Here is a 22,864-nt window from a genome sequence, read left to right as displayed (position 1 = left end):
TAGATTGCTTTTGTGCTTAGATTTCTCATTTATTGATATAAGTCAAAACAAACGCTCTTTTGATTATTCATACGGGTTTTTCACTTTTTTGAATCAATTTCAAAATACTCTCAAATGGCATTGTTGTTGATGATACGGCAGTCGTAAATTAAAAGCTATTTTTGAAATAGTAATCCTCTTTATGGTATAGGTAATTAACAGGATGGGGCAGGATGCTTAAGAAGGTCAAGTTTGATAATTTTATATTCTGAATAAAATTTACTCAAATTTTAAAAAATAAGGAGGTTGGATTTTTCAATTTAAGTTTGACCCCCACTAATTTTAATATAAAATCAATGAAAATTAAACTCAATTATCTTCCGTTTATTGTCGGAATTCTGTTTTCTCTAAATGGTGTTGCGCAGGCAAATAAAACAAATTCAGTTTGGCCCGAAACTAAAAATGTAAATAAACCATGGGCTCGCTGGTGGTGGATGGGAAGTGCAGTAGACAAACCTAATTTGAAATCCAGTTTAATCGATTTTCAAAAAGTGGGAATTGGAGGAGTTGAAATCACACCTATTTATGGAGTAAAAGGAGAAGAAAATAATTTTATTGATTATTTGTCGCCAAAGTATATGGAAATGCTGGGCTACACGGTAAAAATTGCCGATAGTTTGGGTTTACAGGTCGATATGGTTTTGGGAACTGGATGGCCGTATGGCGGATCTCAGGTTTCGTTAGAAAACGCTGCAACTAAATTAGTTGTAGAGAAATATGAGGTTAAGATAAACGAACAGTTTAATAAAGAAATAAAAGTAGATCCAGTAAAGGAAAAAGTTCCAGCGCAATTATTAGCGGTTTCGGCTTACGGATCTGATGGTTCTTTTCTTGATTTGACAAGTGAATTGAAAGGAAATGTACTAAACTGGAAAGCTAAAAAAACAAATTATACACTGTATGCTGTTTTTGCTGGTAAAACAGCTCAGCAGGTTAAACGTGCTGCACCGGGTGGAAAAGGCTACACTTTAGATCATTTTTCTACAGAAGCCCTCAATGCTTATGTCGCTCCTTTTGATAAAGCTTTAGTGGGATTTGAAGGAAAACTGAGAGCCATTTTTAATGACAGTTACGAAGTATATGGTACTGATTTCACTCCGTTGTTTTTGCAAGAATTTGAAAAGCGCAGAGGGTATGATTTAAAAAAATACCTTCCGCAGTTGTTGTCTAAAGAAGATTCTGAAATTGGAAACAGAATTAAAAGTGATTACAGAGAAACAATTTCTGATTTATTGTTAAATAAATTTGATTTGCCTTGGACAAAATGGGCGAATTCGAAAAATTACAAAACCAAGTTACAAGCGCACGGTTCACCTGGGAATTTAATTGATTTGTATGCATCTGCTGATATTCCAGAGTGTGAAACTTTTGGTTCTATGCCTTATGATATTCCGGGATTCAGACGTGAAAAAGAAGATATTAGAGATGGCGATGCCGATCCTGTAATGTTGAAATTCTCTTCTTCGGCGGCGCATATTGCTGGAAAACCATTAACTTCTTCAGAGACTTTTACTTGGCTGAGAGACCATTTTAAAACGGCTTTGTCACAATGCAAACCAGAAGTAGAAGACTTAATGCTTAACGGAATCAATCATGTTTTTCTTCATGGTTCTACTTATTCACCTAAAAGAGCCGAATGGCCGGGATGGAAATTTTATGCTTCTGTAAATTTTAATGCTACTAATTCAATTTGGGAAGACGCTCCGGGATTGTTCGATTATATTGCTAATTGCCAGTCGATGTTGCAAGCTGGAAAACCAGATAATGAAACCTTGTTGTATTATCCAGTTTACGATACCTGGGGAAAAAGCTTAGATGGGAATTTATTTTTCCAATTCAAGATTCACTCGTTAAAGGAATGGCTGCATGGAACTCCATTTTACGATACCACAAAAAAGTTGATGGATAATGGTTATGGAGTTGATTTTGTTTCGGATAGTTTTATTACTCAGGCTACGGTAAAAGACGGGATGCTAGTTTTGCCTGGAGGCAGTTATAAATCATTAGTGATTCCTAATTGCGATAAAATGCCATTGGCTACTTTAGAAAAATTGATTACTTTGAAAAAAGCGGGTGCGCATATTATTTTTGAAGGTTTGCCAAAATCAGTTCCCGGGTTTAACGATTTCGAAGCTCAAAACACCAAATTATCGGCATTACTTTCTTCTAATTCGGCTATTATAAATCCGGTGAGTGATTTGTTTAAAGCTTTGGCTGATGCCAATGAACAACCGGAAACATTAGTGAAAACTGGTTTGAAATTCATTAGAAGAGATTTGGATGGAGAAAAAATCTATTATTTAGTGAATCATACTGCTAAAACAATCGAAGGATTTATTCCTTTGGCTGTAGCCAATAAAGAAGTGTTAATTTTAGATCCATTGAATAGAAATGTTGGTAATGGGATGGTTAAGAAAGAAGGACAAATTACTTTGGTAAAACTTCGCATTGAATCTGGTAAATCATTTATTCTGAAAACGGAGAATACAACTTCTGAAAAACCTTGGAAATATTACGAAGCCGTAGCAGAACCAATTGTTTTAAAAGGAGATTGGAAATTGACTTTTGAAAAAGGAGGGCCAACTTTACCCGCTCCGGCAAAAGTTAGTACTTTAGAATCCTGGACTAAAATTAGCCCAGAAACGGAAGCTTTTTCAGGAACGGCATTGTATACTTTACAATTTGATGCTCCAAAAGTAGCTGCTGATAACTGGCAATTAAATTTAGGGGATGTGAGAGAAAGTGCTAAAATTTGGTTGAACGGTGAATATATTGGCGATGCATGGTCAGTACCTTTTACAATCAATTTAGGGAAATTGAAGAAAAGAAAAAACGAATTGAAAGTTCAGGTTACTAATCTTTCTGCCAATAGAGTGATTGACATGGAAAAGAAAGGTAAGGAATGGAAAATTTTCTACGAAATCAATATGGTCGATAAGGACTATAATAAATTTGATGCTACTAAATGGACTCCAATGCCTTCTGGATTGACTACTTCAGTTACTATAACACCATTAAAGAGTTTGAATTAATTTTAACGCGTTGAAAAAAAACTTCCTAAGTACTCCATTTATAGAGTATTTAGGAAGTTTTCTTTTTAAGATAATTTTAATTTTTATGACAATCCCTTACTTCTGCCATTTTTAAAATTGGTGCAACTAAGGATTGTTATCTTAATTTATTCTCCAGCTGAATTGACTTCTTTAGAATCCTTGGCAAATTGAAGGTCTAAATTTTGTTTTAATTTATTGGTCACATTTGGATGAGTCAGCACTAGATTTTCTTTTTCTTCAGGATCTTTTTCGATATTGAAAAGTTCAAAAACAGTTGGTGCATTTTTATGTCTTGTTCTAATTAATTTCCAAGGTTTTTCAATAATGCTTTCCTGTAGATGACCACGAATGTAGATGGCTTGATTTGGGATAGAATCTTTAGTAATAATCGAATTCCAAATGTTTTGTCCTTCAACAGTTGCAGGAATAGATTTGGCTCCAGCCAAAGACAAAATAGTAGGCATTAAATCAGTTACCGAAATGTAATTGTTGTTCAATGAACTATTTGTTTTGTTTTTCCAATAAATGATTGCGGGAACACGTATTGCGCCTTCATAGTTTGAAGTTTTCCAGTCTCGTAGAGGGAAATTGTTACCCAAAACATCATTGGCTGCGTGTCTACCTTTGTATTGATTTCCAGGATTCCATTTGTCCATAGCGCCATTATCACTCATGAAAATAAGGACTGTATTCTTGTCTAAATGCTGTTGTTTTAAAGTTTTCATTATTTGCCCAATGCTATAATCTAAATGCGACATAGCTGCGGCATAATCTCTTCGAGAATTATTTTTAATGGTTTTTAAATAGGGCTTTTTCCATTTGTCATCTTCTTGCAAAGGAAAATGCGGAGCGCTATAACTCAGCTGAATGTAAAAGTTTTTAGAAGGATCTCTTTTGGTTTTAAGCCATGTGATTGCTTCATTTTCGACCAAATCAGTAACGTGTCCTTTTTCGGTTATGAATTCGCCATTTCGATGCCAACTCGGATCTCCATTTTTATATTCATGGCTGTATTGGTCTATTTGTCCATGTAAAAAACCATACGAATAATCAAAACCATAGGCTTTAGGTCCGCTAGATGGATTTAAACCCAAATGCCATTTTCCAAACAAAGCTGTTTGGTAATTTTGTTGGTGCAAAGCTTGTGGCAAAGTGGTAACATCACTAGGAAGCGTTAAGTTGCTTTTGTCGCTTATAGGTGCTACAATCCCCATACGACTTGAGGGTCTTCCCGTGAAAAAACTCGCTCTGGATGGAGAACATGTAGGAGCAGCGTACAAACGATTGAGTTGTGCACCCTTTTTGGCAAGCCAATCGATATTCGGGGTTTTTATTTCTGAACCATTATAACCTACATCATTCCAGCCTGCATCATCAGCAACAATAACTACAAAATTAGGTGTAGTAGGAGTGGCTGTTTTCTGTGCAAAAGATAAAAAACAGCTTGATAATACTACTATGGTGTTTAAGATGAGGCTTTTCATGAATTGTATTTTAAAATTATTTGCGTGCTTTTAACTGTAAGGAACTATCATTGATTTCGAATTCATTGTTTTTAAGCATCATAATGATTTCTGATCCAGCTAAAATTACTGGGCCATAACCATGAGCAGCAAAAACATTTATTGGACGATAGTAGTAAAAAGCAGGATCAAAGCCCATGCCTGTTCCTACGCAAGTTCCTTCCACTTCTCCTTTGTTGTTTACTTTTGTAGCAACTGCATTCCAAGCTAACAAGGCTGCTGGAGCATAAGCCGCCTTGTCAATATAACCTCTATTGATAGCGCGAGTAATCGAATAAGCATAAATAGCAGTTGCCGATGTTTCTAAGTAGGTGTCATCGCGATCAATCAATTGATGCCAGAAACCAGTCCCATCTTGATAGGCAACTAATCCTTTAATGTGTGATTGTAGTTGGCTTAAAACAGCATTGTATCCTGAATGGTCTTTTGGTAAAACTTCTAATAACTCGACTAAGGTCATCACCGCCCAACCGTTGGCACGAGCCCAATGAAATTGTGGATGTTCTTCCATTGATTGTACCCAGCCGTGCATGTACAGGTTTTTTTGGCTGTTATACATTCGCTCTGAGAATTGTTTTACCTGTTTTACAGCATCATCATAATACTTTACATCGCCTGTTAATTTGCCCATTTGTGCTAAAGCAGGAACCGACATGAACAAATCGTCTAGCCATAAAGTGTTGGGTTGAGGTCTGTTTCTGGCCAGCGTTCCATCGGTAAGACGAAATTCTTTAGTACTGATATAGTTCATGAAATCATCAATTAATGGTCTCAAATCGGCTTTTAAACCCGCTCTTTGTGCTTTAATCATCGAGGCGGTAACAGCGCCGCCATCATCCAAAGCGTGTGGTGTTAAAAAACCGTGTATTGGCGATGGAAATTTTGGATTTTTTTGAAGTTGTTTTTTGTAATATGGAGCAATATCAGCGATTAATTTTAATCGTTTGTTGGTGTAATCGGCATATTTTTGATCTCCTGTAGCTTCTGTGGCTAAAAGCATCGCAGCATAAGTTACTCCCCATTCGTAACTGGTTAATCTAAAAGTTCCGGGAGAAAATATAGTGTTTTCGTCTAGTTTTTTTAGATCACTAACTTCCTGTTTCGTTTTATTGTTTATTAAACTGGCAGGTGTTGTTTTTTCTAAAAAATCATATATTTTATCTATAGTTGCTTTAATTTCCTGTGTTGATTTTACCCCATAAGGCGTTGGATAATCGGCTTGCAAAAGGTGCAGTGGTGCGGTAACATCATTAGCCGGTTGCTGTGCATTTGCCAATGTTGGGATTGCTAATATGGTTACAGCAACGCCTATTTTAATTCGATTTGAGAACGGTTTGGTTTTCATTATACTTAAATTTTGATAGTTAGTTCGATTTTTATTAGCTGTTATTTTACGGCCACATCCCAAACTTTTGATAGTTGAGAAGTTCCTTTTGATCCTTTGATTTTTAAAATTACAATATATTTTCCTGCTTCTTTATATCGATGAATAGGATTTTGAGTGGTATCGGTAGTTCCGTCGCCAAAATCCCAATTCCAGGAGTCGATTTCACCTTCCGATTCATCGAAGAAAGCGACTTCTTTTTTATTCATATTTACAATTTTATGAGACCATTTGGCTTCAATATCTTTTTTGAATTGGTTTTCCAACGGCATTAGTTTAAAAGGCAGACTGTAGGAAGCATTTCCATACATTTTGTGTTCTTTTGAAAGGTTCCAGAAACCGTTATTTTCGGTTTTATGAACATCATCATAATCGATTATGGCCCAGCAAAGACCTATGTTTTTGTTTTCTGTTAAGATGGATTCCACTGCTCTCGATGGATCATTTCCGGCATAATCAAAGGGAGTGATCCAGAATTCTAAGGTTAGTTTTCCGCTTTGTCCTGGTTTAAAATCATAATGATAAGAAGCATTGGCGTAAGGTAAATTCTTAATCCAAGGCTGGCTTCCCCAAACCATAGTCCAGTCTTTCTCAACGGCAGGAGTAAAAATATGATAGTTTTGCGCATGAACTCCGTGATAGGAAAAGTAGGCGTCCATGGTATTGGTTAGATTTGGATTGGGATGAAAACGATCAATAAACGGTCCGCCAGATTGGTCGGCATCAACTATTAATTCGAAAGTGTCATTGTGTAATCCTGGCAGAGAAAAATCCCAATAATCATCATAAGCTTCATAAAGAAAATACAAGCGATTGAGTCCTTTAACCCAACCTACTTTTACGCTAACATCCAGGTTTTTTGGGTCGGCATTCGGTTGTTTTCCACTGTCGTCCCACAATTGATCCATTCCAACCACGTAATTATTAGGAACTATTTTCCAATCTTCGCTATTTCCGTCAATGGTTGGAATTTTATTGGCAGGAAATTGAAAAACCTGAAAACTTCTATTGTCTTGTGCATTAGTTTTTATACCAATGGATAGCAAAATTACTATAGATAATTTAAGATTGAAAAAGGATTTGATTCTAAAAAGCATTGGGTATTTATTTAAGGTTTTTGGCTCTTAATGGGCTAAGTTAAAAAAGCCCCAACAAAAGTTAGGGCTTAAAACTAAAAACTCACTCTAAAACTAAACTAAAAACTAAATTATTATTGTCCTTTAAAGGATTAAATTTCTTTTTCCTGTACCAAAATCATGTTTTGCTTTTTTATGCTATTTAAAAAATGATGCAAAATTAATTTTGTTATTATTAATACTTCAATATTAAAATTTTAATTTGATACCAGAATCCTGTACTGTCCTGCTTTTTAGATATTTAATAATAGTCCATAAAAAAAATACCCAACAGCATAAAAAATCTAGCCATTGGGTGTTTTAAATTATAAAAACTTATTTAATTTTAAATGAGTTTTTTTAGATATATTGGTTGATTATGTTTTCGAAAAGCTCTTGTTTTCCGCTCTTTAAATCCAATTCACCATTTTCTATGGCAATTTTGTATAAATCTTCTAAACCTAATTTTCCGTTTTCGAAATCTTTTCCTTTTCCAGCGTCAAAAGAGCTATATCTTTCTGTTCTTAATTTGTCATAAGGAGAAGAAGAAATTATTTTATCTGCAGTTAATAAGGCTCTTGCAAAAGTATCTGCACCACCAATGTGAGCTAAAAATACATCTTCCATATCCGTTGAATTTCTTCTGATTTTTGCATCAAAATTAACTCCACCACCTTGTAAACCACCTGCTTTTAAGAAAACCAACATTGCTTCAGTAGTTTCCTGAATGTTGTTAGGAAATTGATCCGTATCCCATCCGTTTTGGTAATCTCCACGGTTAGCATCTAAACTTCCAAGCATTCCGGCGTTAGCCGCTACTTCAATTTCGTGTTGGAAAGTATGTTGTGCTAAAGTTGCATGATTTACTTCGATATTGATTTTGAAATCGTCCTGTAAACCGTATTTATTTAAAAATCCAATTGCTGTAGCCGAATCAAAATCATATTGATGTTTCATTGGTTCCATTGGTTTTGGCTCAATAAAGAAATTTCCTTTAAATCCTTGCGCACGTGCATAATCTCTAGCTTTTACTAAAAATTGTCCCATGTGGTCTAATTCACGTCCCATGTCAGTATTCAGCAAAGACATGTAACCTTCACGACCTCCCCAGAAAACATAGTTTTCACCATCTAAAGCAATAGTTGCATCCAAGGCTAATTTAACTTGTCCACCTGCTCTGGCTAACACATTAAAATCAGGATTTGTAGAAGCACCGTTCATGTAACGTGGATTTGAAAAACAGTTTGCTGTTCCCCAAAGTAATTTAATTCCTGATTCGGCTTTCTTTTGTTTTAAGTATTCCGTAATAGCTGCTAATCTGCTTTCTGATTCTGCAAATGTTGCTCCTTCCTGAACTAAATCGTAATCATGGAAACAGAAATAATCAAATCCCATTTTGCTAATGAATTCAAATGCAGCATCGGCTTTGTCTTTTGCAGCCTGAATTGGATCGTTTGATTGATCCCAAGCAAAGTTTTGTGTTCCAGGTCCAAAAGGATCAGAACCTTGTCCGCAGAAGGTATGCCAGTAAGCAATTGAAAATTTAAAATGCTCACGCATTGTTTTTCCAGCTACAATTTGGTCTGGATTGTAATATTTGAATGCTAACGGATTGTCAGATTCTTTTCCTTCGAATTTAATTTCGCCAATACCCTTAAAGTATTCTTTACTTCCTATAATTGCCATTTTTTTTGTTTTTAGTTATTTGTTTATAATGAGTTCTAATTCTTTTTTCCAATTTTGATATGCTATTAAATACGGTGTGTTGTTTTTTAATGGCATAAATGTCATTACGTGATCATTTTTGATGATATTGTCACCAAAAGTTTCGTAATCTCCATCAATTAAACCAACTGCTCTTGCAGCTCCAACAGCTCCTGTGGTGTTGTAAATTTCTATTTCGTGACCTATTAATGTGGCTACGGTATTCGAAAAAATTTCGGATCGAAACAAGTTGTCATTTCCTGCTCGAATGACATTTATTTGTGCATTATCGGCTTTCATAATTTCCATTCCGTACACAAAAGCAAAGGCAATTCCTTCCAAAGTAGCACGGTACAAATGCCCGTGTCCGTGTTTGTTGAGGTTTAGATTTAAGAAATGACTCCCAATATTTTTATTGTTAAACATTCTTTCTGCTCCATTTCCAAAAGGAATCACAACCACACCGTCAGAACCTACCGAAACTTCTTCAGCTTTTACATTCATGTTTTCGTAAGAATCCATTCCGCAATGATTGCGCAACCAGCGGTATTGAATTCCAGCGCCATTAATACACAATAATTTACCTACTGTAGGTTTTTCATTGGTATAATTAACATGAACAAAACTGTTGATTCTGGAAGTCTCTTTCGATTTTAATTGGTCAGTTACAGCATAAATTACTCCTGATGTTCCACCTGTTGCAGCAACTTCACCCGGTTTTAAAATGTTTAGTGATAAAGCATTGTTGGGTTGGTCACCAGCACGATAAACTACAGGGATACCAGCAGGAAGTCCTGACTCTTTAGCGCCTTTTTCGTTTAAGAAACTTTGGTTTGTAAAATTGTCTACAATTGTTGGGGTTAAAGACGGATCAATTCCGTAGTATTTCAACAACCATTCGGCAACTTCGTTTTCTTTGTAATCCCAAAGCATGCCTTCGGATAAACCGTTTTTGGTAGTATTGATTTCGCCTGTTAATTTATATGCAATAAAATCGCCAGGCAACATGTACTTGTGTATTTTGGCATAAATTTCAGGCTCGTTTTCTTTTACCCAAGTCAACTTAGATGCAGTGAAATTTCCTGGAGAATTTAGTAAGTGAGTAGCACATTGCTCTTCGCCTAAGTCTTCAAATGCTTTGTCTCCAATTTCTATTGCTCGGCTATCGCACCAAATAATAGAATTTCGCAATGATTTTCCATCTTTGTCTACTACAACTAATCCGTGCATTTGATAAGAAATACCCACTCCAGTTATTTTTGAAGCATCAATATTGGCTTCTTTGATGGCTCTTTTACTTGCTGTACAGCAGTATTCCCACCACATTTCTGGATCTTGTTCAGCCCAATCTTTATGGTAGGCTGTAATTGCCATTTCATCAGCTGGTTCGTTTAGCGTAATGATTTTCTTCCCAGTTGCAGCTTCTACTATAGCTACTTTTACTGAGGAACTTCCTATGTCATATCCTATATAATACATAATTTATAATGATTCTCTAATGGTTAGTTTTGTTGGTACGTAATATTGCATCGGCTCGTCTTTGGTTACAAATTCGGCTGCTTTAATTCCTAATTCATTGAAGTCAGTTGTAACCACTGAAATCCCTTTGTATATGAATTTTTTCATCGGAGTATCATTATAAGATAAAAAACCAACGTCCTTTCCAGGTTCTAAATCTTTTTCTCGGCATTGTTCTAAGAACATACCTAAAATTCGATCACTTACACTGATGTAGGCAATGTCTCTTTCGATAATAAATTCTTTTGGATTAGTAATTACCTTATAATTAAGATTGAAATCGGTACAATATTTTTTGAAATGAGTAATTGTTTCCTTTGGGTGATTCGTAAACGTTGGGTAAACAAAAACAATTTCTTTGTATTTTTTAAAAAGAAGTTCTCCTTGTTTTAAAGCTTCATAAAAAGCTTTTCCAAAGTCTTGAAAAACATAATTGTTTTTCGATTTCGAATGAATATTCCAGTCAATTAATAATAATTTTTCGTTTGAAATTGACGAAAGAGTAGGGGCGATTTCTTTATTATCGAAATTCATTACTACATATTTAAAATACTTACCTGCACTATTATTGATGATGGTTTTGAAATTTTCAATATTATAATGGTGGAATTGTACATCGACAATTATATTTTCGGCTAAATTATTCACAAAAGAGTGGTAAAGTACTTCTTTGTAGGCTTTAAAAGTGTCTAAAACTAACAGTACTTTTCTGGTTTCTCCAATTACAAAATAGCCTTTGTTTGGCACAGAATCAATTAGTTTTTGTTCTTTTAAAATCGAATAGGCTTTAAAAACAGTATCTCTTGATAATTGATTGTTTTTGCAAATGGAATTTACAGAAGGCAATTGTTCGCCTTTAGCTAAAATATTTTCCGAAATAGCATTGTTTATGGAATCAACCAGCTGCTGATATTTAGGAATATCGCTTTCGTGATTGATGTTAAAAGTGAAATTATTTTCCATATTTTAGTTATGCTGTTCTGTTCCGGTATGCAAATATAGATTTTATTTTTACACGAAAAAATATTTTGAGTTTTTTGCATAAAAAAATTCCATTTTGCATTGTGTTACAAAATGGAATTTTTACAAAAAGAGGAATATTATTTTTGGGCTAACTTGTATTTTAGTCCAATTTCCAGTCCTCTCAATTCAGCCAGTCCTTTCATTCTTCCTATTAAGGAGTAGCCAGGATATTGTTCTTTTCCTTCTTCTAATGAATGTAGAAAACCGTGGTCGGGACGCATTGGTAAACTAATTTGTCTTTTATTCATCAATAAAATTAGTTTTTCCATAACTGCTTCCATCGGATTGTCTCCATTAAGATGCTCTGATTCTCTAAAGATGTTTTCATCGGTGCGAATGACATTTCTTAGATGTAAAAAATGAATTCTATCTCCAAAATCATCAATTATCTGAGTCAAATTATTTTTAGGATCTGCGCCAAGCGAACCTGTACAATAGCAAAGACCATTTGCGTTTACAGGAACGGCTTCGGTGATTTTTTTAATATCATCAGCAGTACAAACGACTCTTGGTAATCCCATCACAGGAAAAGGAGGGTCGTCAGGATGAATGGCCAATTTTAAACCCAATTCTTCTGCTAAAGGTGCTACTTCTGATAGAAAGTAAATTAGATTTTCTCTTAATTTATTATCGTCAATATCTTTGTAATTGTCTAATAAAGACAAGATTTGTTCCGCAGTAAAATTGATTTTGCTTCCTGGTAATCCCAAAAGTACATTTTTAAACAAAAGTTCTTTTTCTTCGATAGAAAGTGAAGCACCAAATTCTACCGCTTGGTTTTTTTGTTCTGCTGTGTATTCGTTTTCGGCATTGGGTCTTTTTAGCAAATGAATGTCGAAATAAACAAATGCAATATGATTGTACAATAATGCTTTGGTGCCATCAGGGTTTTCGAAATTATGATTGGTACGAACCCAGTCTAAAATAGGCATGAAGTTGTACGTAATCACTTTGATGCCGCATTGAGCAATATTTCTCAAGCTGATTTTGTAATTTTCAATGTATTGCTTGAAATTACCACAGGCTCTTTTGATTTCTTCATGAACGGGTAAGCTTTCGATTACCGTCCATTCCATTCCAGCTGCTCTTATTACTTCCTGTCTTTCTTGTATGGCTTCAACAGTCCAAATTTCGCCAACAGGAATTTGGTGTAAAGCGGTTACAATTCCAGAAACGCCACATTGTCTAATATCTTGTAATGCGATGGCATCGGTAGGGCCAAACCAGCGCATGGTATGTTGCATTGTTATCATAAGTGTAAATATTAAAATCCGATGCTGTTTCCACCATCAACTGGTAGAACAGTTCCTGTTACATATTTAGATTCGGAAGTGGCATAAAAGTAAACCGCATCTCCAATATCTTCTGGTTCTCCCAAGAATCCCATTGGCGTTCTTCCTAAAACTTTATTTTTTCTTTCTGGGTCGCTGTCTAATGCTTTTGCAGACATTTTAGTTTTAATAAAACCAGGAGCAATACAATTAACACGAATACCAAATGGAGCTAACTCAACAGCCATAGCACGAGTCATGGCTTCAATCGCGCCTTTGCTGGCAGTATAGGCAATTACTTTTGGAATACCATATTGAGAAGCCATAGAGCTAATATTGACAATGCTACCGTTTTTATGTTCTTTCATGTTTTTTACTACTTCACGGCTTACTGCAAAAACACTTAAAAGATTGGTGTGTATAATAGACAAGAAATCTTCGTCGGTAACATCAGCGAATTCTTTTTTTAGATTGATGCCTGCATTGTTTACTAAAATGTCTATTGGAGCTTCTTTGGTTAGTTCGGCAATCATTGCTGGAATTCCTTCTAAATTGTTTAAATCGAAAATTACAGGAATAGCATTAGAGCCAATTTCAGCACAGGCATCTTCTGTTTTTTCTTTAGAGCGTCCTATTATATAAGTCTTGATTCCGTTATCACATAATTTTTTGGCTGTGGCAAAACCTAAGCCAGAATTTCCTCCAGTAACAATAGCAGTTTTAGTATTCATAATTTTTTATTTTATTGGATATGTATTTTATAGAAAGTCAAAAGTAATTGTTTTTTCTAATTTGTACCTAAAATGTTTTAGTAGAAATAGAAAGTCTACATTTTTGTTAGAACTACTTTTAGGCTTTTTTAAAATAATGTCTTTTATTTTGTACCTTTAAAGGTCATTTTTAAAAAGGGTTGTTTTCTGAATAAATCTAGTTTTAAAAGTTGAAACAATCATTTATGGGGAATAAATTTCTTTAGGTATACTTTTTACTAAAGTAAGATGGCTTCATTTCGACAAAATAAAGTCGAAAATTCTTAACAAACTTTACAATGTAATTTTTATTAATTCTTAACAAGTATCAAGTATTGTAGTTTAGTTAACTTTTTTTTAAAAATTTACAAAATATATGTTAAATTAATATATATAGACTGTGGCTTTTCTTAGAATCTATGGTTTATTGAGTTCATCCCAATAAATACAACAGCTTTTTATTGATAAATTATTCGTTAATAGAATGCTATATGTGTATTTAATCTGAGTTTTTTTTAAATATATATAAAAAACAGGATACAACAGGATAGATGTATTAAGGTTAACTAATAAATTTGAAAAGTTAAAACTTGACAAGAAAGAGTTAAAAAAAACACAAATATTTATTCACCACTTTATAAGCTAACCAAACAATGAAGAGAAAATTTAACTACTATTTATTAATTCTACCTCTTCTGGCCTTATTTGCCAGTTGTAGTCGAGACGTATTTGATGAATACTATGGGCGTCCAGATTATTTGGAAGATCCTATTTATCAAAGATTAGAGGAACTCGGTAATTTTAAGAACTTTACAGTCTTAATTGAAAAAGCAGGATATAAAGATATTTTGAGTAAATCAGGATATTGGACTCTATTTGCTCCTAATGATGAAGCGTTTACTAAATATTTCCAAGAAAATGGCATATCTGATGTAAGTAAGATTGATGATGCTACTGCATCTAAAATTGTGAAATATGCCCTTGTGTTTAATGCCTTCCGTACGGACCAGCTTTCAGATTATCAATCAGGAACCGGTTGGATAATTGATCAAGCTTTTAGAAGAAGAACGGCTTATTACGATGGATTCAAATATGATGTCGGTTTTGATGGAGTTAGACGTTTAATAGTTGATGTTAATAGAAATGGTGGGCTGTTGAATGCAACTGTTAATGGCGTGCCAGTTATTGATAATAATAACAAGTATATCACTTATTTCGATAAAGAATATTTTGCTGCAAAAAAACTAAATGCTAGTGACTATAATTTTTTCTATCCAAATGCTACTTTTACTGATTTCAATGTATTAGGTGGTTTTATTAAAGAGGCCAATATTATCGCTGAAAATGGCGTAATACAGGAAGTGACTGAAGTTTCTCTTCCTTTAAATAGTATTGATGTGCATTTAAAATCAGATCCTAATTACAGTATATTCTATGATATTTTACAAAATAATTTTGTAACATATCCATTTAGCTCTTTAATGACAAATAATTACAGAAATTTTTCAGGGAATTCCGAAGATGTTTTTGTAAAGACTTATAATCCTAATTTAGTTTTTTCACCTAATAATGAAAATTATCTTAAGGCAGTTGATAATGATGGTCAAAATGATGCCTATACTTTGTTAGCTCCTAATAATGATGCTATGCAGGTTTTTATCACAGATGTGTTAACCAAGCATTTTAAATATGAAGAGTTGCCACAATATGTATTTCAAGATTTAGTAAATGCACACATGGTTGCTGGAGCAGTTTGGCCTTCGTTAAAAGGTCAGTATCAAAACGGATTAAAAGAAGAATTGCGTTTTGACTTTGCTACTGATGTTGAAGATAAAAAAGTATTGAGTAATGGTTTCTTTATTGGTACAAATAAAGTACAAAAATCAAATATCTTTTTTAGTGTCTATACATCGGCTTATTTGAATCCAAATTACTCATTAGCTGTAAGATTATTTAATGATGGGTCTGGTTACAGAGAAATTGTTAGTAATATAGATTCGAAGTTTACATTGTTTTTGCCGAGTGATTCAGTTCTTCAAGCTCTAGGGTACAGTTATAATACAATTCAGCTGCGTTGGGAATATTTGTCACCAAACGGAGCCATTTCAGAAACCGGAACAGCTGCTAGAAACAGGTTATTGCGACTTTTTTACAATTGTATTGTTCCAACACCAGACGGAGAATTGGATAATATTGCAACTACTTCAGGGGTTATCAGAACAGGTGATAACGAACTGTTTGGTGAATATATTCAATGGGACAATAATAAAATATACGCAGCTGGTACAATCGTGGCTGGAAATGCAGTAAATATTTTAGGTTCAGAAAGACAAGAAAATGGAATTACTTATTTTATAGATAAATTCCCTGAATTTTCAACAGAATTTCAAGGCTTAGCGATAAGTAGGTTGGCCACGCAAAACGCACAATACAGTAGTTTTTTTAATTATTTGCGTAATTCCAATATTTACAGAGCATCAGACGGAAAGATCGATGGTACTGATTTAGGAACTAGCTACACATTTATAGTACCTAATAATGCAGCAATAGCAAAAGCAGTTACTGATGGAGTTTTACCTGCATCACCAACAACAACTATTGCTGGTCAAAGGGATTTAATAGCTGATTTCATTAGATACCATATAATTGTAGCGAGAACAGCTTCAAATGATAATCTAACCAATGGGCTTTTTGAAACCTTAAGAAGAGATTCTAAAGGGGAAAAGACCTATGTAAATATTAACAGTGAAGCAAAAAATTTAAAATTTAGTGATAATTCAGGTACTACTGCTAATTTTATACTTGCAAGTAGCAACAATTTAGCTGACCGATCCTTAATTCATTTAGTTGACAACTACCTTAAACTTACGGAATAACATGATACAAAAATTTAATACTATATTTTCAAAAATAACCGTCGTTTTACTGTTTCTGTTAGCTATTCCAGCAATTTCACAAAATGTGAAGGGAGAGCTAATTCGTGGTCAAGTTTTAGATTCAGGTGATAATCTTCCTATTCCAGGGGTTACAGTTGCTGAACAAGATAATGAAAACCGAACTGTTGGGGGTGTAATAACCGATTTCGATGGTGGTTTTGCCATAAAACTTAAAGATGCTAATCACAAATTGGTAATTTCTGCCATTGGTTATAAAACCAAAACGGTTACCATTGGTGCGTCCAAAAACATTAAGGTAACATTGGTTTCAACTATAGAAGAATTAAAAAGCATAGTCATTACAACCAAAAAGTCTACTGATAATGGTTTGATGAGAATAGCTGAAAGAGACCGTACCACCAGTTCTGTTACTATTAATGCTGCTGATTTAGCTCAAACTCAAGCCGCTTCAATTGACGAAGCATTGCAAGGACGTATGCCTGGTGTAGATATTGTTGCATCCAGTGGAGATCCAGGTGCAAGTATGCAGATTCGTATTCGTGGTACATCTTCTATTTCGGGATCCCAAGACCCTTTGATTGTTGTTGATGGTATGCCTTTTGAAACCCCCGTGCCTTCTGATTTTAATTTCGCTACTGCAGATGATCAAGGGTATGCTGCCTTGTTAAATGTTGCGCCAACCGATATTGAAACGATAACCATTCTTAAAGATGCAGCAGCAACTGCAATTTGGGGTGCAAGAGCCGCTAACGGTGTTTTATTAATTACTACCAAACGTGGATCTGTTTCTGCTCCCAAAATTTCATATACTTTTAGAGGTACTTTATCCAAAGTGCCAAAAGCAATTCCTATGCTTTCGGGTGATCAATATTCACAATTAATTCCCGAAGCTTTTATGAATTTTCGCGGAGTTCCGCTAAATACCTTAACAGTAAAGGAATTCCAGTACGATCCACAAGATGTGTATTATTTTAAAAATTATAGTAATAATACAGATTGGTTAGATGCTATCACCCAGACAGGTGTGTCTAATGAGCATAATTTATCCTTACAGGGTGGAGGGCAAAAAGCAAAATATTTTACTTCTGTTGGTTTCTTTGATCAAAAAGGGGTAACAGTAGGAACTGGTTTTACAAGGGTTAATGCCCGTTTGAATTTGGATTATGAAGTTTCTGATAGAATTAGTTTCCGTGCAAACTTTGCTTATACTAATTCTACAACCAATAGAAATTCTGTTAACCCTTTCGGTTCGACAGATACTGATCGTTTGCGTTCAATTGCTTTTAGAAAAATGCCTAATATGAGTATTTATGAATACAACGAGGCAGGAGAGTTAACACCAAATTATTTTTTACCGTTAAATAATGTACAACGCAGCCTTAATCCTGTTGCTATTGCTAATTTAGCTACTAACGAACAGGTTGAAAATAGAATTGTTCCCCATTTTAATGTTAGGGTTGATTTAGTGCCAAAATTGCTTATGTCGACATTTGATGTTCAATTTGACTTTAGTAACAGAAAGACTACAGTTATTGAGCCTCAAAGCGCTACTGGTTTGTTGTTTACTTCGCCTAATGTGAATTCTACCTCTGAACGTACAGATGATTCAGCTGTTTTAAATACTAAAACAAATCTATTATTTACTCCTACAATAGGAAAAAACCAAACATTACAATCTGTTCTTTCTATTCAAACTAATGATAGCCGTGGTGGAAGTGTTTTCTTCCGTAACACAAATACAGCGTCCTCTTTATTTACAGACACATCCATACCTTCAAGAACTACCTCTGTTATTAGAGATGAAGGATATGGTGAAGGAAGAAGTGTTGGTGCTGTTTTAAATGCCCAATATGGATTGTTAGACCGTTATATTGTGAATGTCGCGATTCGTGGTGACGGAAATTCAAAACTAACAGGTAATAATAGATATGGTTATTTTCCATCAGCTTCTGCGAGATGGAGGATTTCTGGAGAATCATTTATGCAAAAAGTAACTTTTGTTGATGATTTTAGTATGCGTTTAAGCTATGGTCATGCAGGTAATGCACCAAGATATGATTATACTTTCTTTAATACTTATAGGGCATCTGCAAATCCATACATTGATTTAAATGGGGTTGTTCCAAACAATATGGAGTTAACTAGCTTGCGTTGGGAAACCGTTGTTGGGAGAAATTTAGGGTTTAACCTTAATATGTTTAATAATCGTGTTATGTTAGATGTTGATGTCTATAGTAATTTAACAAAAGATTTGTTCTTTGAAAACTTACAAGTTCCATCCATTTCAGGATTCAATACTCTTTCAAACCAAAATGTGGGTACTTTACAGAATTCTGGTTGGGAGATTGGATTGATATCTACCCCATATAAATCGGGTGAATGGAAAATTGATTTTAATTTTAATATTTCCAGTAATCAAAATGTTATCAAGGAAATGTCTGAATTTGTACCTACTGAAAGTGGTTCCTCAATTGTGAATGGTTCTTTTAAGCGTTTTGTTCAAGTGGATAATCCTTTTGGTTCTTTTTACGGTTACCGATTTAAGGGAGTGTATAAAGATTTAGACGCTACTTTGGCTCGTGATGCAGGTGGAGATATAATTACAGGACCTAATGGTGAAACGGTATTTATGCGTTTTAACTATCCAGCGTCATCTTATGTTTTCCAGCCAGGTGATGCTATTTATGAGGATATTAACAAAGATGGTAATATTGATTCTCGAGACGTAGTGTATTTAGGAAATAGTAATCCTAAATTAGCTGGAGGTTTTGGAACAAATTTTTCTTGGAAAGATCAATATAAATTATCATTTTTCTTTTCTTATCGTTTAGGGTTTGATATAGTTAATGGTACTGATATGACCACGACAAATATGCATAATTACGATAATCAAAGTACAGCTGTACTTTCAAGATGGCGTAATCCTGGTGATGTAACTAATATGCCAAGAGCTGTTTTAGGGGGAGGTTTCAACTGGTTGGGTTCCGATCGTTATGTAGAAGATGGTTCCTTTGTTCGTTTGCGAACTGTAACATTCAATTACATTTTCAAAAAAGAATTTATCAAGAAAATGGGGCTAGAGGCTCTTAATTTTTATGTTACAGCTGACAATTTGTTTACTCTCACTAATTATCGCGGACAAGATCCCGAAGTAGGAAGAGAAAGAGGTATTTTTGGAATTACTATAGACAATGCTGCAACTCCACCAACACAAAGATTTTCGTTTGGATTATCTACTCGTTTTTAATTATATGTATATGAAAACTAAAATAAAACTATCTATCCTTGCTCTGTTCGCTTTACTAGCAACAACTTCATGTGATAATTATTTGGACTTACGCCCTCAAGACGGTATTGTTCGTGATGAATTTTGGAAAACCAAAGAAGATGTACAGGCTGCTGTTATAGGGATTTATACGTCCTTGTTAGACAGAAACTTAACCAATCGACTTTTTTACTATGGAGAGTTAAGAGGCGGTTTAGTGTCGGAAGGGACTAACGCTAATGATGAGATTAGAGATATATTGAATACCAATGTATTACCAACGAATTCTATTGTCGATTGGGATATCTTTTATCGTTCTATCAATTATTGCAATACAGTGATTGAATTGGCTCCTAATGTCAAGAATTTAGATCCAACACTTTCTCAAACACAACTTAATAACTTTCTTTCAGAAGCATTGGCTATTAGAGCTTATTTGTATTTTACACTTGCTAGATCTTTCAAGGATGTTCCTTTGAAATTAGACGCATCACTTTCTGATTCTCAAAATTATCAATTACCAACATCGCCACAGAGTGTTGTTTTTGATCAAGTGATCAAAGATTTGGAACTTGCAAAAAGCTACGCTACAGAAGACTATGGTAATAATGCATATAATAAAGGACGAATTACAGTTTATTCAGTTAATGCCTTATTAGCAGATGTCTATTTGTGGACGGAGCAGTACCAAAAGGCTTTTGATGCTACTGATGAAATTGTAAAATCAAATAAATTTGCTTTAATCAATGCAGGGGGCAGTACTTGGTTTAATAGAGTTTTTGCTGTTGGTAATTCAACTGAAAGTATCTTTGAATTGCAATTCAGTCTTCTTGTTCAAAATCCATTAAACGATTTATTGAATGTGTTTCCTCAAGTGAGAGCTACTCCTCTAATTATGGAAAATGTTTATGGAATTGATTTTGATGTTCCATCTAATAGAGATTATAGAGGCGATCAAGCAGCTTTAATTGGTTCAACCGGTGCGATTTACAAATACACTGGTTTGAATAATACTGAATCTAAAGATAGAAATGAAAGTAACACACACTGGTTTGTATATCGTTATGCTGATGTTTTATTAATGAAGGCAGAGGCTGCTGCTAGACTTGTTGGTGAAGGTCAAATTGATAAAGGTCAAATTGCTTTGGATATCATCTCCGAATTACGAACGAATCGTAGAGCGCTAGAAGCTACTGAACGAACTCCGGGTGCTTCTGAAGTTACTGCTCTTATTGATTATATAATGGAAGAACGTGCACGAGAATTAGCTTTTGAGGGTAAACGTTGGTTTGACTTATTGCGTGTTGCAAAAGCCAATCTTTATGAGCGTAAACAGCTATTAATTGATGTTGCTACCGAGAATGCGCCACCTACAAGTATTCAGTCTATTGTGTCAAAACTACAAGACAATAACAGTCATTATTTCCCAATACATTTTTCTGAACTTCAGGTTAATAAGGCCCTTGTTCAAAACCCTTTTTACAAATAATAAACTAATCAAGCCATGGAAAAATTATCAAGATTACCTCGTTTATTATCCGTTTTTTTCTTTTTTATCGCTTTTTTGCTTTTACAAAGCTGTACAGAACTTAAGTTTAAAGAAACTACTGACGAAACACAAAACGTTACTGAATTCCTGCGTGATAACGAAGAATATTCCTTGTTTTTAGAAATGTTAGATATTACTAACTATGCTTCTTATATGAATACCTATGGTACATTTACTGTATTTATTCCTACTAATGAAGCTATAAACAATTATCTTAAAGATTTAGGTTTTACTTCTTTGACTCAAGTTCCTATTGAAGACTTAAAAAAAGTAGTGAAATTACATATTATGGATACCAAATATACCACTGCTTCTTTTACAGATGGTAAATTATTTAACCCAACTTTATTGGGGCAATTTATTATTACAGGTAACACTGTGGTAAATGATGAATCTTTTAGGACTTTGAATAAAGAAGCTAAAATTCTTATCTCAAATTTAGAATTAGGTAACGCAGTAGTGCATATTACTGATAAAGTGTTAAGTGTTGCCGATAAAACATTGGCTCAAACAATTGAAGAAAATCCAGAATTATCTTTATTTACTGAAGTTCTTAAGGCTACTGGCTGGTTCGAAAAATTAAACCAACCTTTAACATTTGACGCTAATAAAGAGGGTAGCTTTCTTACTGTTTTAGTACAGTCTAATGAAGTTTACAATAATACTCAATGGACTAATCCTAAAACTGAAGAGAAATTAACACTTAATACACTCGAAAATTTAAAAATACGTTACAGTCACCTTGGTGATCCAACCAATGCTGCCGATAGTTTGAATTTATACGTTCAATATCACGTAATACCGAAATTGAACTATCTTGCCGATTTTGCTATTACTCCAGTATTTGAGACGAAAGCACCCGCTGAAGTTATTAGTTCAAAATTAATTGGTGGTAAAATTTTTCTTAATCGAGATATTTTTAACGGAGTTTTAGAACCTGGTTTTTCTGTTGATAGACCAACAAGTGATTTGACTTGTTCTAATGGTGTTTTGCATTCAGTGGATGCCAATTTCACCATCATCAAGCGTCTTCCTTTGCCTGTATATTTTGACCTTTGTGATCAGCCAGAATTTGCGAACAATACTGCTAACTACAGAAAACCAGGTGGTGTTAAATTTGGTCTAAGACCTGGTAGTTTTAAAGACGTAACTTGGTGGGTAGGTTCAGGTACAACTTATACTTTAGATTGGGCATATTCTCCAACTGCCGTGAATGGCGATGATTTACGTCCTTTCCGCTTCCGACTTGGTACAGGAATAAATGACCTCGAATTTACTACTCCAGTTATCATTAAAGGACGCTATAAAATTTGGGTATCTTATCGCCAAAATGATAGAGCCAATGCTAATTTGAGAGTGTTTTTTAATAATAAAATTACCTCGAGAGTTCTTAACATGAGAGAAAGACCAAATAATCCATTTGATACACAAGCTGGTATTCCTGATAATGTATTGGAAACGCAAGGATACAAACGATACATATTTCCACATGTTCAAAATGATCTTCAATACTCTAGGTTGGTAGGTATTGTTGAAGTGGAAACTACAGGAAGACAAAAGATAAAGTTTGTAAGTGATCAAGGTTCAGGTTCTGGAGCTAATGATGCGGATCGTTTTGATATCGTGGAATTCCGTCCGGTCGAGATGGATCAGATTTGGCCAAAATTTAGAAAAGGTCTACCTGTTCCTGGACAAAGTAATTTAGTTCCAAAACCCGCACCTGGAATGCCTGAAAACTAATTTTCAATTTTTATTTTATTAATTCAAATTTTCC

The 22,864-nt window shown here is 34.4% G+C and carries 13 protein-coding genes; 5 read left to right on the top strand and 8 right to left on the bottom strand.

All coding sequences use genetic code 11. The annotated features are described in order from the left end of the window. Window positions 1-335 precede the first annotated feature (335 nt). A complete protein-coding gene (locus tag AAGV28_RS03485; protein WP_373405434.1) occupies window positions 336-3,071 on the top strand; it encodes a glycosyl hydrolase in 2,736 nt (911 codons plus the stop codon). A gap of 146 nt (window positions 3,072-3,217) precedes the next feature. Here AAGV28_RS03485 and AAGV28_RS03480 read toward each other — a convergent pair whose 3' ends face one another. The 8 genes from AAGV28_RS03480 to AAGV28_RS03445 form a co-directional block, all read right to left on the bottom strand. After that, window positions 3,218-4,576 (bottom strand): sulfatase-like hydrolase/transferase, encoded by a 1,359-nt coding sequence (locus AAGV28_RS03480; RefSeq protein ID WP_373405433.1) that lies wholly within the window; start codon window positions 4,574-4,576, stop codon window positions 3,218-3,220. Between the two features lie 16 nt (window positions 4,577-4,592). After that, complete coding sequence (locus AAGV28_RS03475) at window positions 4,593-5,960, bottom strand: glycoside hydrolase family 88/105 protein (protein WP_373405432.1); 1,368 nt, start codon at window positions 5,958-5,960, stop codon at window positions 4,593-4,595. Window positions 5,961-6,001: 41 nt separating this feature from the next. Then, window positions 6,002-7,096 carry a PKD domain-containing protein gene (locus tag AAGV28_RS03470; RefSeq protein ID WP_373405431.1) on the bottom strand — a complete coding sequence of 365 codons (1,095 nt, stop codon included), beginning with the start codon at window positions 7,094-7,096 and terminating at the stop codon, window positions 6,002-6,004. A 378-nt stretch (window positions 7,097-7,474) separates the two neighbouring features. Next, window positions 7,475-8,800 (bottom strand): xylose isomerase, encoded by a 1,326-nt coding sequence (gene xylA / locus AAGV28_RS03465; RefSeq protein WP_373405430.1) that lies wholly within the window; start codon window positions 8,798-8,800, stop codon window positions 7,475-7,477. Between the two features lie 15 nt (window positions 8,801-8,815). Continuing rightward, window positions 8,816-10,297: a xylulokinase gene (locus tag AAGV28_RS03460; RefSeq protein WP_373405429.1), complete on the bottom strand. Its 1,482-nt coding sequence runs from the start codon at window positions 10,295-10,297 to the stop codon at window positions 8,816-8,818. Window positions 10,298-10,300: 3 nt separating this feature from the next. Beyond that, window positions 10,301-11,299 (bottom strand): GntR family transcriptional regulator, encoded by a 999-nt coding sequence (locus AAGV28_RS03455; protein ID WP_373405428.1) that lies wholly within the window; start codon window positions 11,297-11,299, stop codon window positions 10,301-10,303. 137 nt (window positions 11,300-11,436) lie between these two features. After that, on the bottom strand, window positions 11,437-12,612 hold the full coding sequence (gene uxuA, locus AAGV28_RS03450) for a mannonate dehydratase (RefSeq protein ID WP_373405427.1): 1,176 nt from the start codon (window positions 12,610-12,612) through the stop codon (window positions 11,437-11,439). An 11-nt stretch (window positions 12,613-12,623) separates the two neighbouring features. Then, a complete protein-coding gene (locus tag AAGV28_RS03445) occupies window positions 12,624-13,361 on the bottom strand; it encodes an SDR family NAD(P)-dependent oxidoreductase (RefSeq protein ID WP_373405426.1) in 738 nt (245 codons plus the stop codon). Window positions 13,362-14,032: 671 nt separating this feature from the next. Here AAGV28_RS03445 and AAGV28_RS03440 point away from each other — a divergent pair. The 4 genes from AAGV28_RS03440 (at window position 14,033) to AAGV28_RS03425 (ending at window position 22,830) form a co-directional block, all read left to right on the top strand. Continuing rightward, the gene (locus AAGV28_RS03440; protein ID WP_373405425.1) at window positions 14,033-16,255 is read left to right on the top strand and encodes a fasciclin domain-containing protein; all 2,223 of its coding nucleotides are present in this window, start codon (window positions 14,033-14,035) and stop codon (window positions 16,253-16,255) included. Window positions 16,256-16,340: 85 nt separating this feature from the next. Beyond that, on the top strand, window positions 16,341-19,523 hold the full coding sequence (locus tag AAGV28_RS03435; protein ID WP_373405424.1) for a SusC/RagA family TonB-linked outer membrane protein: 3,183 nt from the start codon (window positions 16,341-16,343) through the stop codon (window positions 19,521-19,523). Between the two features lie 10 nt (window positions 19,524-19,533). Continuing rightward, window positions 19,534-21,030 (top strand): RagB/SusD family nutrient uptake outer membrane protein, encoded by a 1,497-nt coding sequence (locus tag AAGV28_RS03430; RefSeq protein ID WP_373405423.1) that lies wholly within the window; start codon window positions 19,534-19,536, stop codon window positions 21,028-21,030. A 15-nt stretch (window positions 21,031-21,045) separates the two neighbouring features. Next, the gene (locus AAGV28_RS03425) at window positions 21,046-22,830 is read left to right on the top strand and encodes a fasciclin domain-containing protein (RefSeq protein ID WP_373405422.1); all 1,785 of its coding nucleotides are present in this window, start codon (window positions 21,046-21,048) and stop codon (window positions 22,828-22,830) included. The last annotated feature ends 34 nt before the right edge of the window (window positions 22,831-22,864 follow it).

It is taken from the genome of Flavobacterium zubiriense, assembly GCF_041729725.1.
Taxonomy (GTDB): Bacteria; Bacteroidota; Bacteroidia; order Flavobacteriales; family Flavobacteriaceae; genus Flavobacterium; species Flavobacterium zubiriense.
This window is presented reverse-complemented; position numbering and strand designations above follow the sequence as displayed.

Bases quoted from the DNA above. Each gene is read 5' to 3' on its own strand.
- AAGV28_RS03485 (WP_373405434.1), top strand. From the start codon at position 336: ATGAAAATTAAACTCAATTATCTTCCGTTTATTGTCGGAATTCTGTTT.
- AAGV28_RS03480 (WP_373405433.1), bottom strand. From the start codon at position 4,576: ATGAAAAGCCTCATCTTAAACACCATAGTAGTATTATCAAGCTGTTTT.
- AAGV28_RS03475 (WP_373405432.1), bottom strand. From the start codon at position 5,960: ATGAAAACCAAACCGTTCTCAAATCGAATTAAAATAGGCGTTGCTGTA.
- AAGV28_RS03470 (WP_373405431.1), bottom strand. From the start codon at position 7,096: ATGCTTTTTAGAATCAAATCCTTTTTCAATCTTAAATTATCTATAGTA.
- xylA (WP_373405430.1), bottom strand. From the start codon at position 8,800: ATGGCAATTATAGGAAGTAAAGAATACTTTAAGGGTATTGGCGAAATT.
- AAGV28_RS03460 (WP_373405429.1), bottom strand. From the start codon at position 10,297: ATGTATTATATAGGATATGACATAGGAAGTTCCTCAGTAAAAGTAGCT.
- AAGV28_RS03455 (WP_373405428.1), bottom strand. From the start codon at position 11,299: ATGGAAAATAATTTCACTTTTAACATCAATCACGAAAGCGATATTCCT.
- uxuA (WP_373405427.1), bottom strand. From the start codon at position 12,612: ATGATAACAATGCAACATACCATGCGCTGGTTTGGCCCTACCGATGCC.
- AAGV28_RS03445 (WP_373405426.1), bottom strand. From the start codon at position 13,361: ATGAATACTAAAACTGCTATTGTTACTGGAGGAAATTCTGGCTTAGGT.
- AAGV28_RS03440 (WP_373405425.1), top strand. From the start codon at position 14,033: ATGAAGAGAAAATTTAACTACTATTTATTAATTCTACCTCTTCTGGCC.
- AAGV28_RS03430 (WP_373405423.1), top strand. From the start codon at position 19,534: ATGAAAACTAAAATAAAACTATCTATCCTTGCTCTGTTCGCTTTACTA.
- AAGV28_RS03425 (WP_373405422.1), top strand. From the start codon at position 21,046: ATGGAAAAATTATCAAGATTACCTCGTTTATTATCCGTTTTTTTCTTT.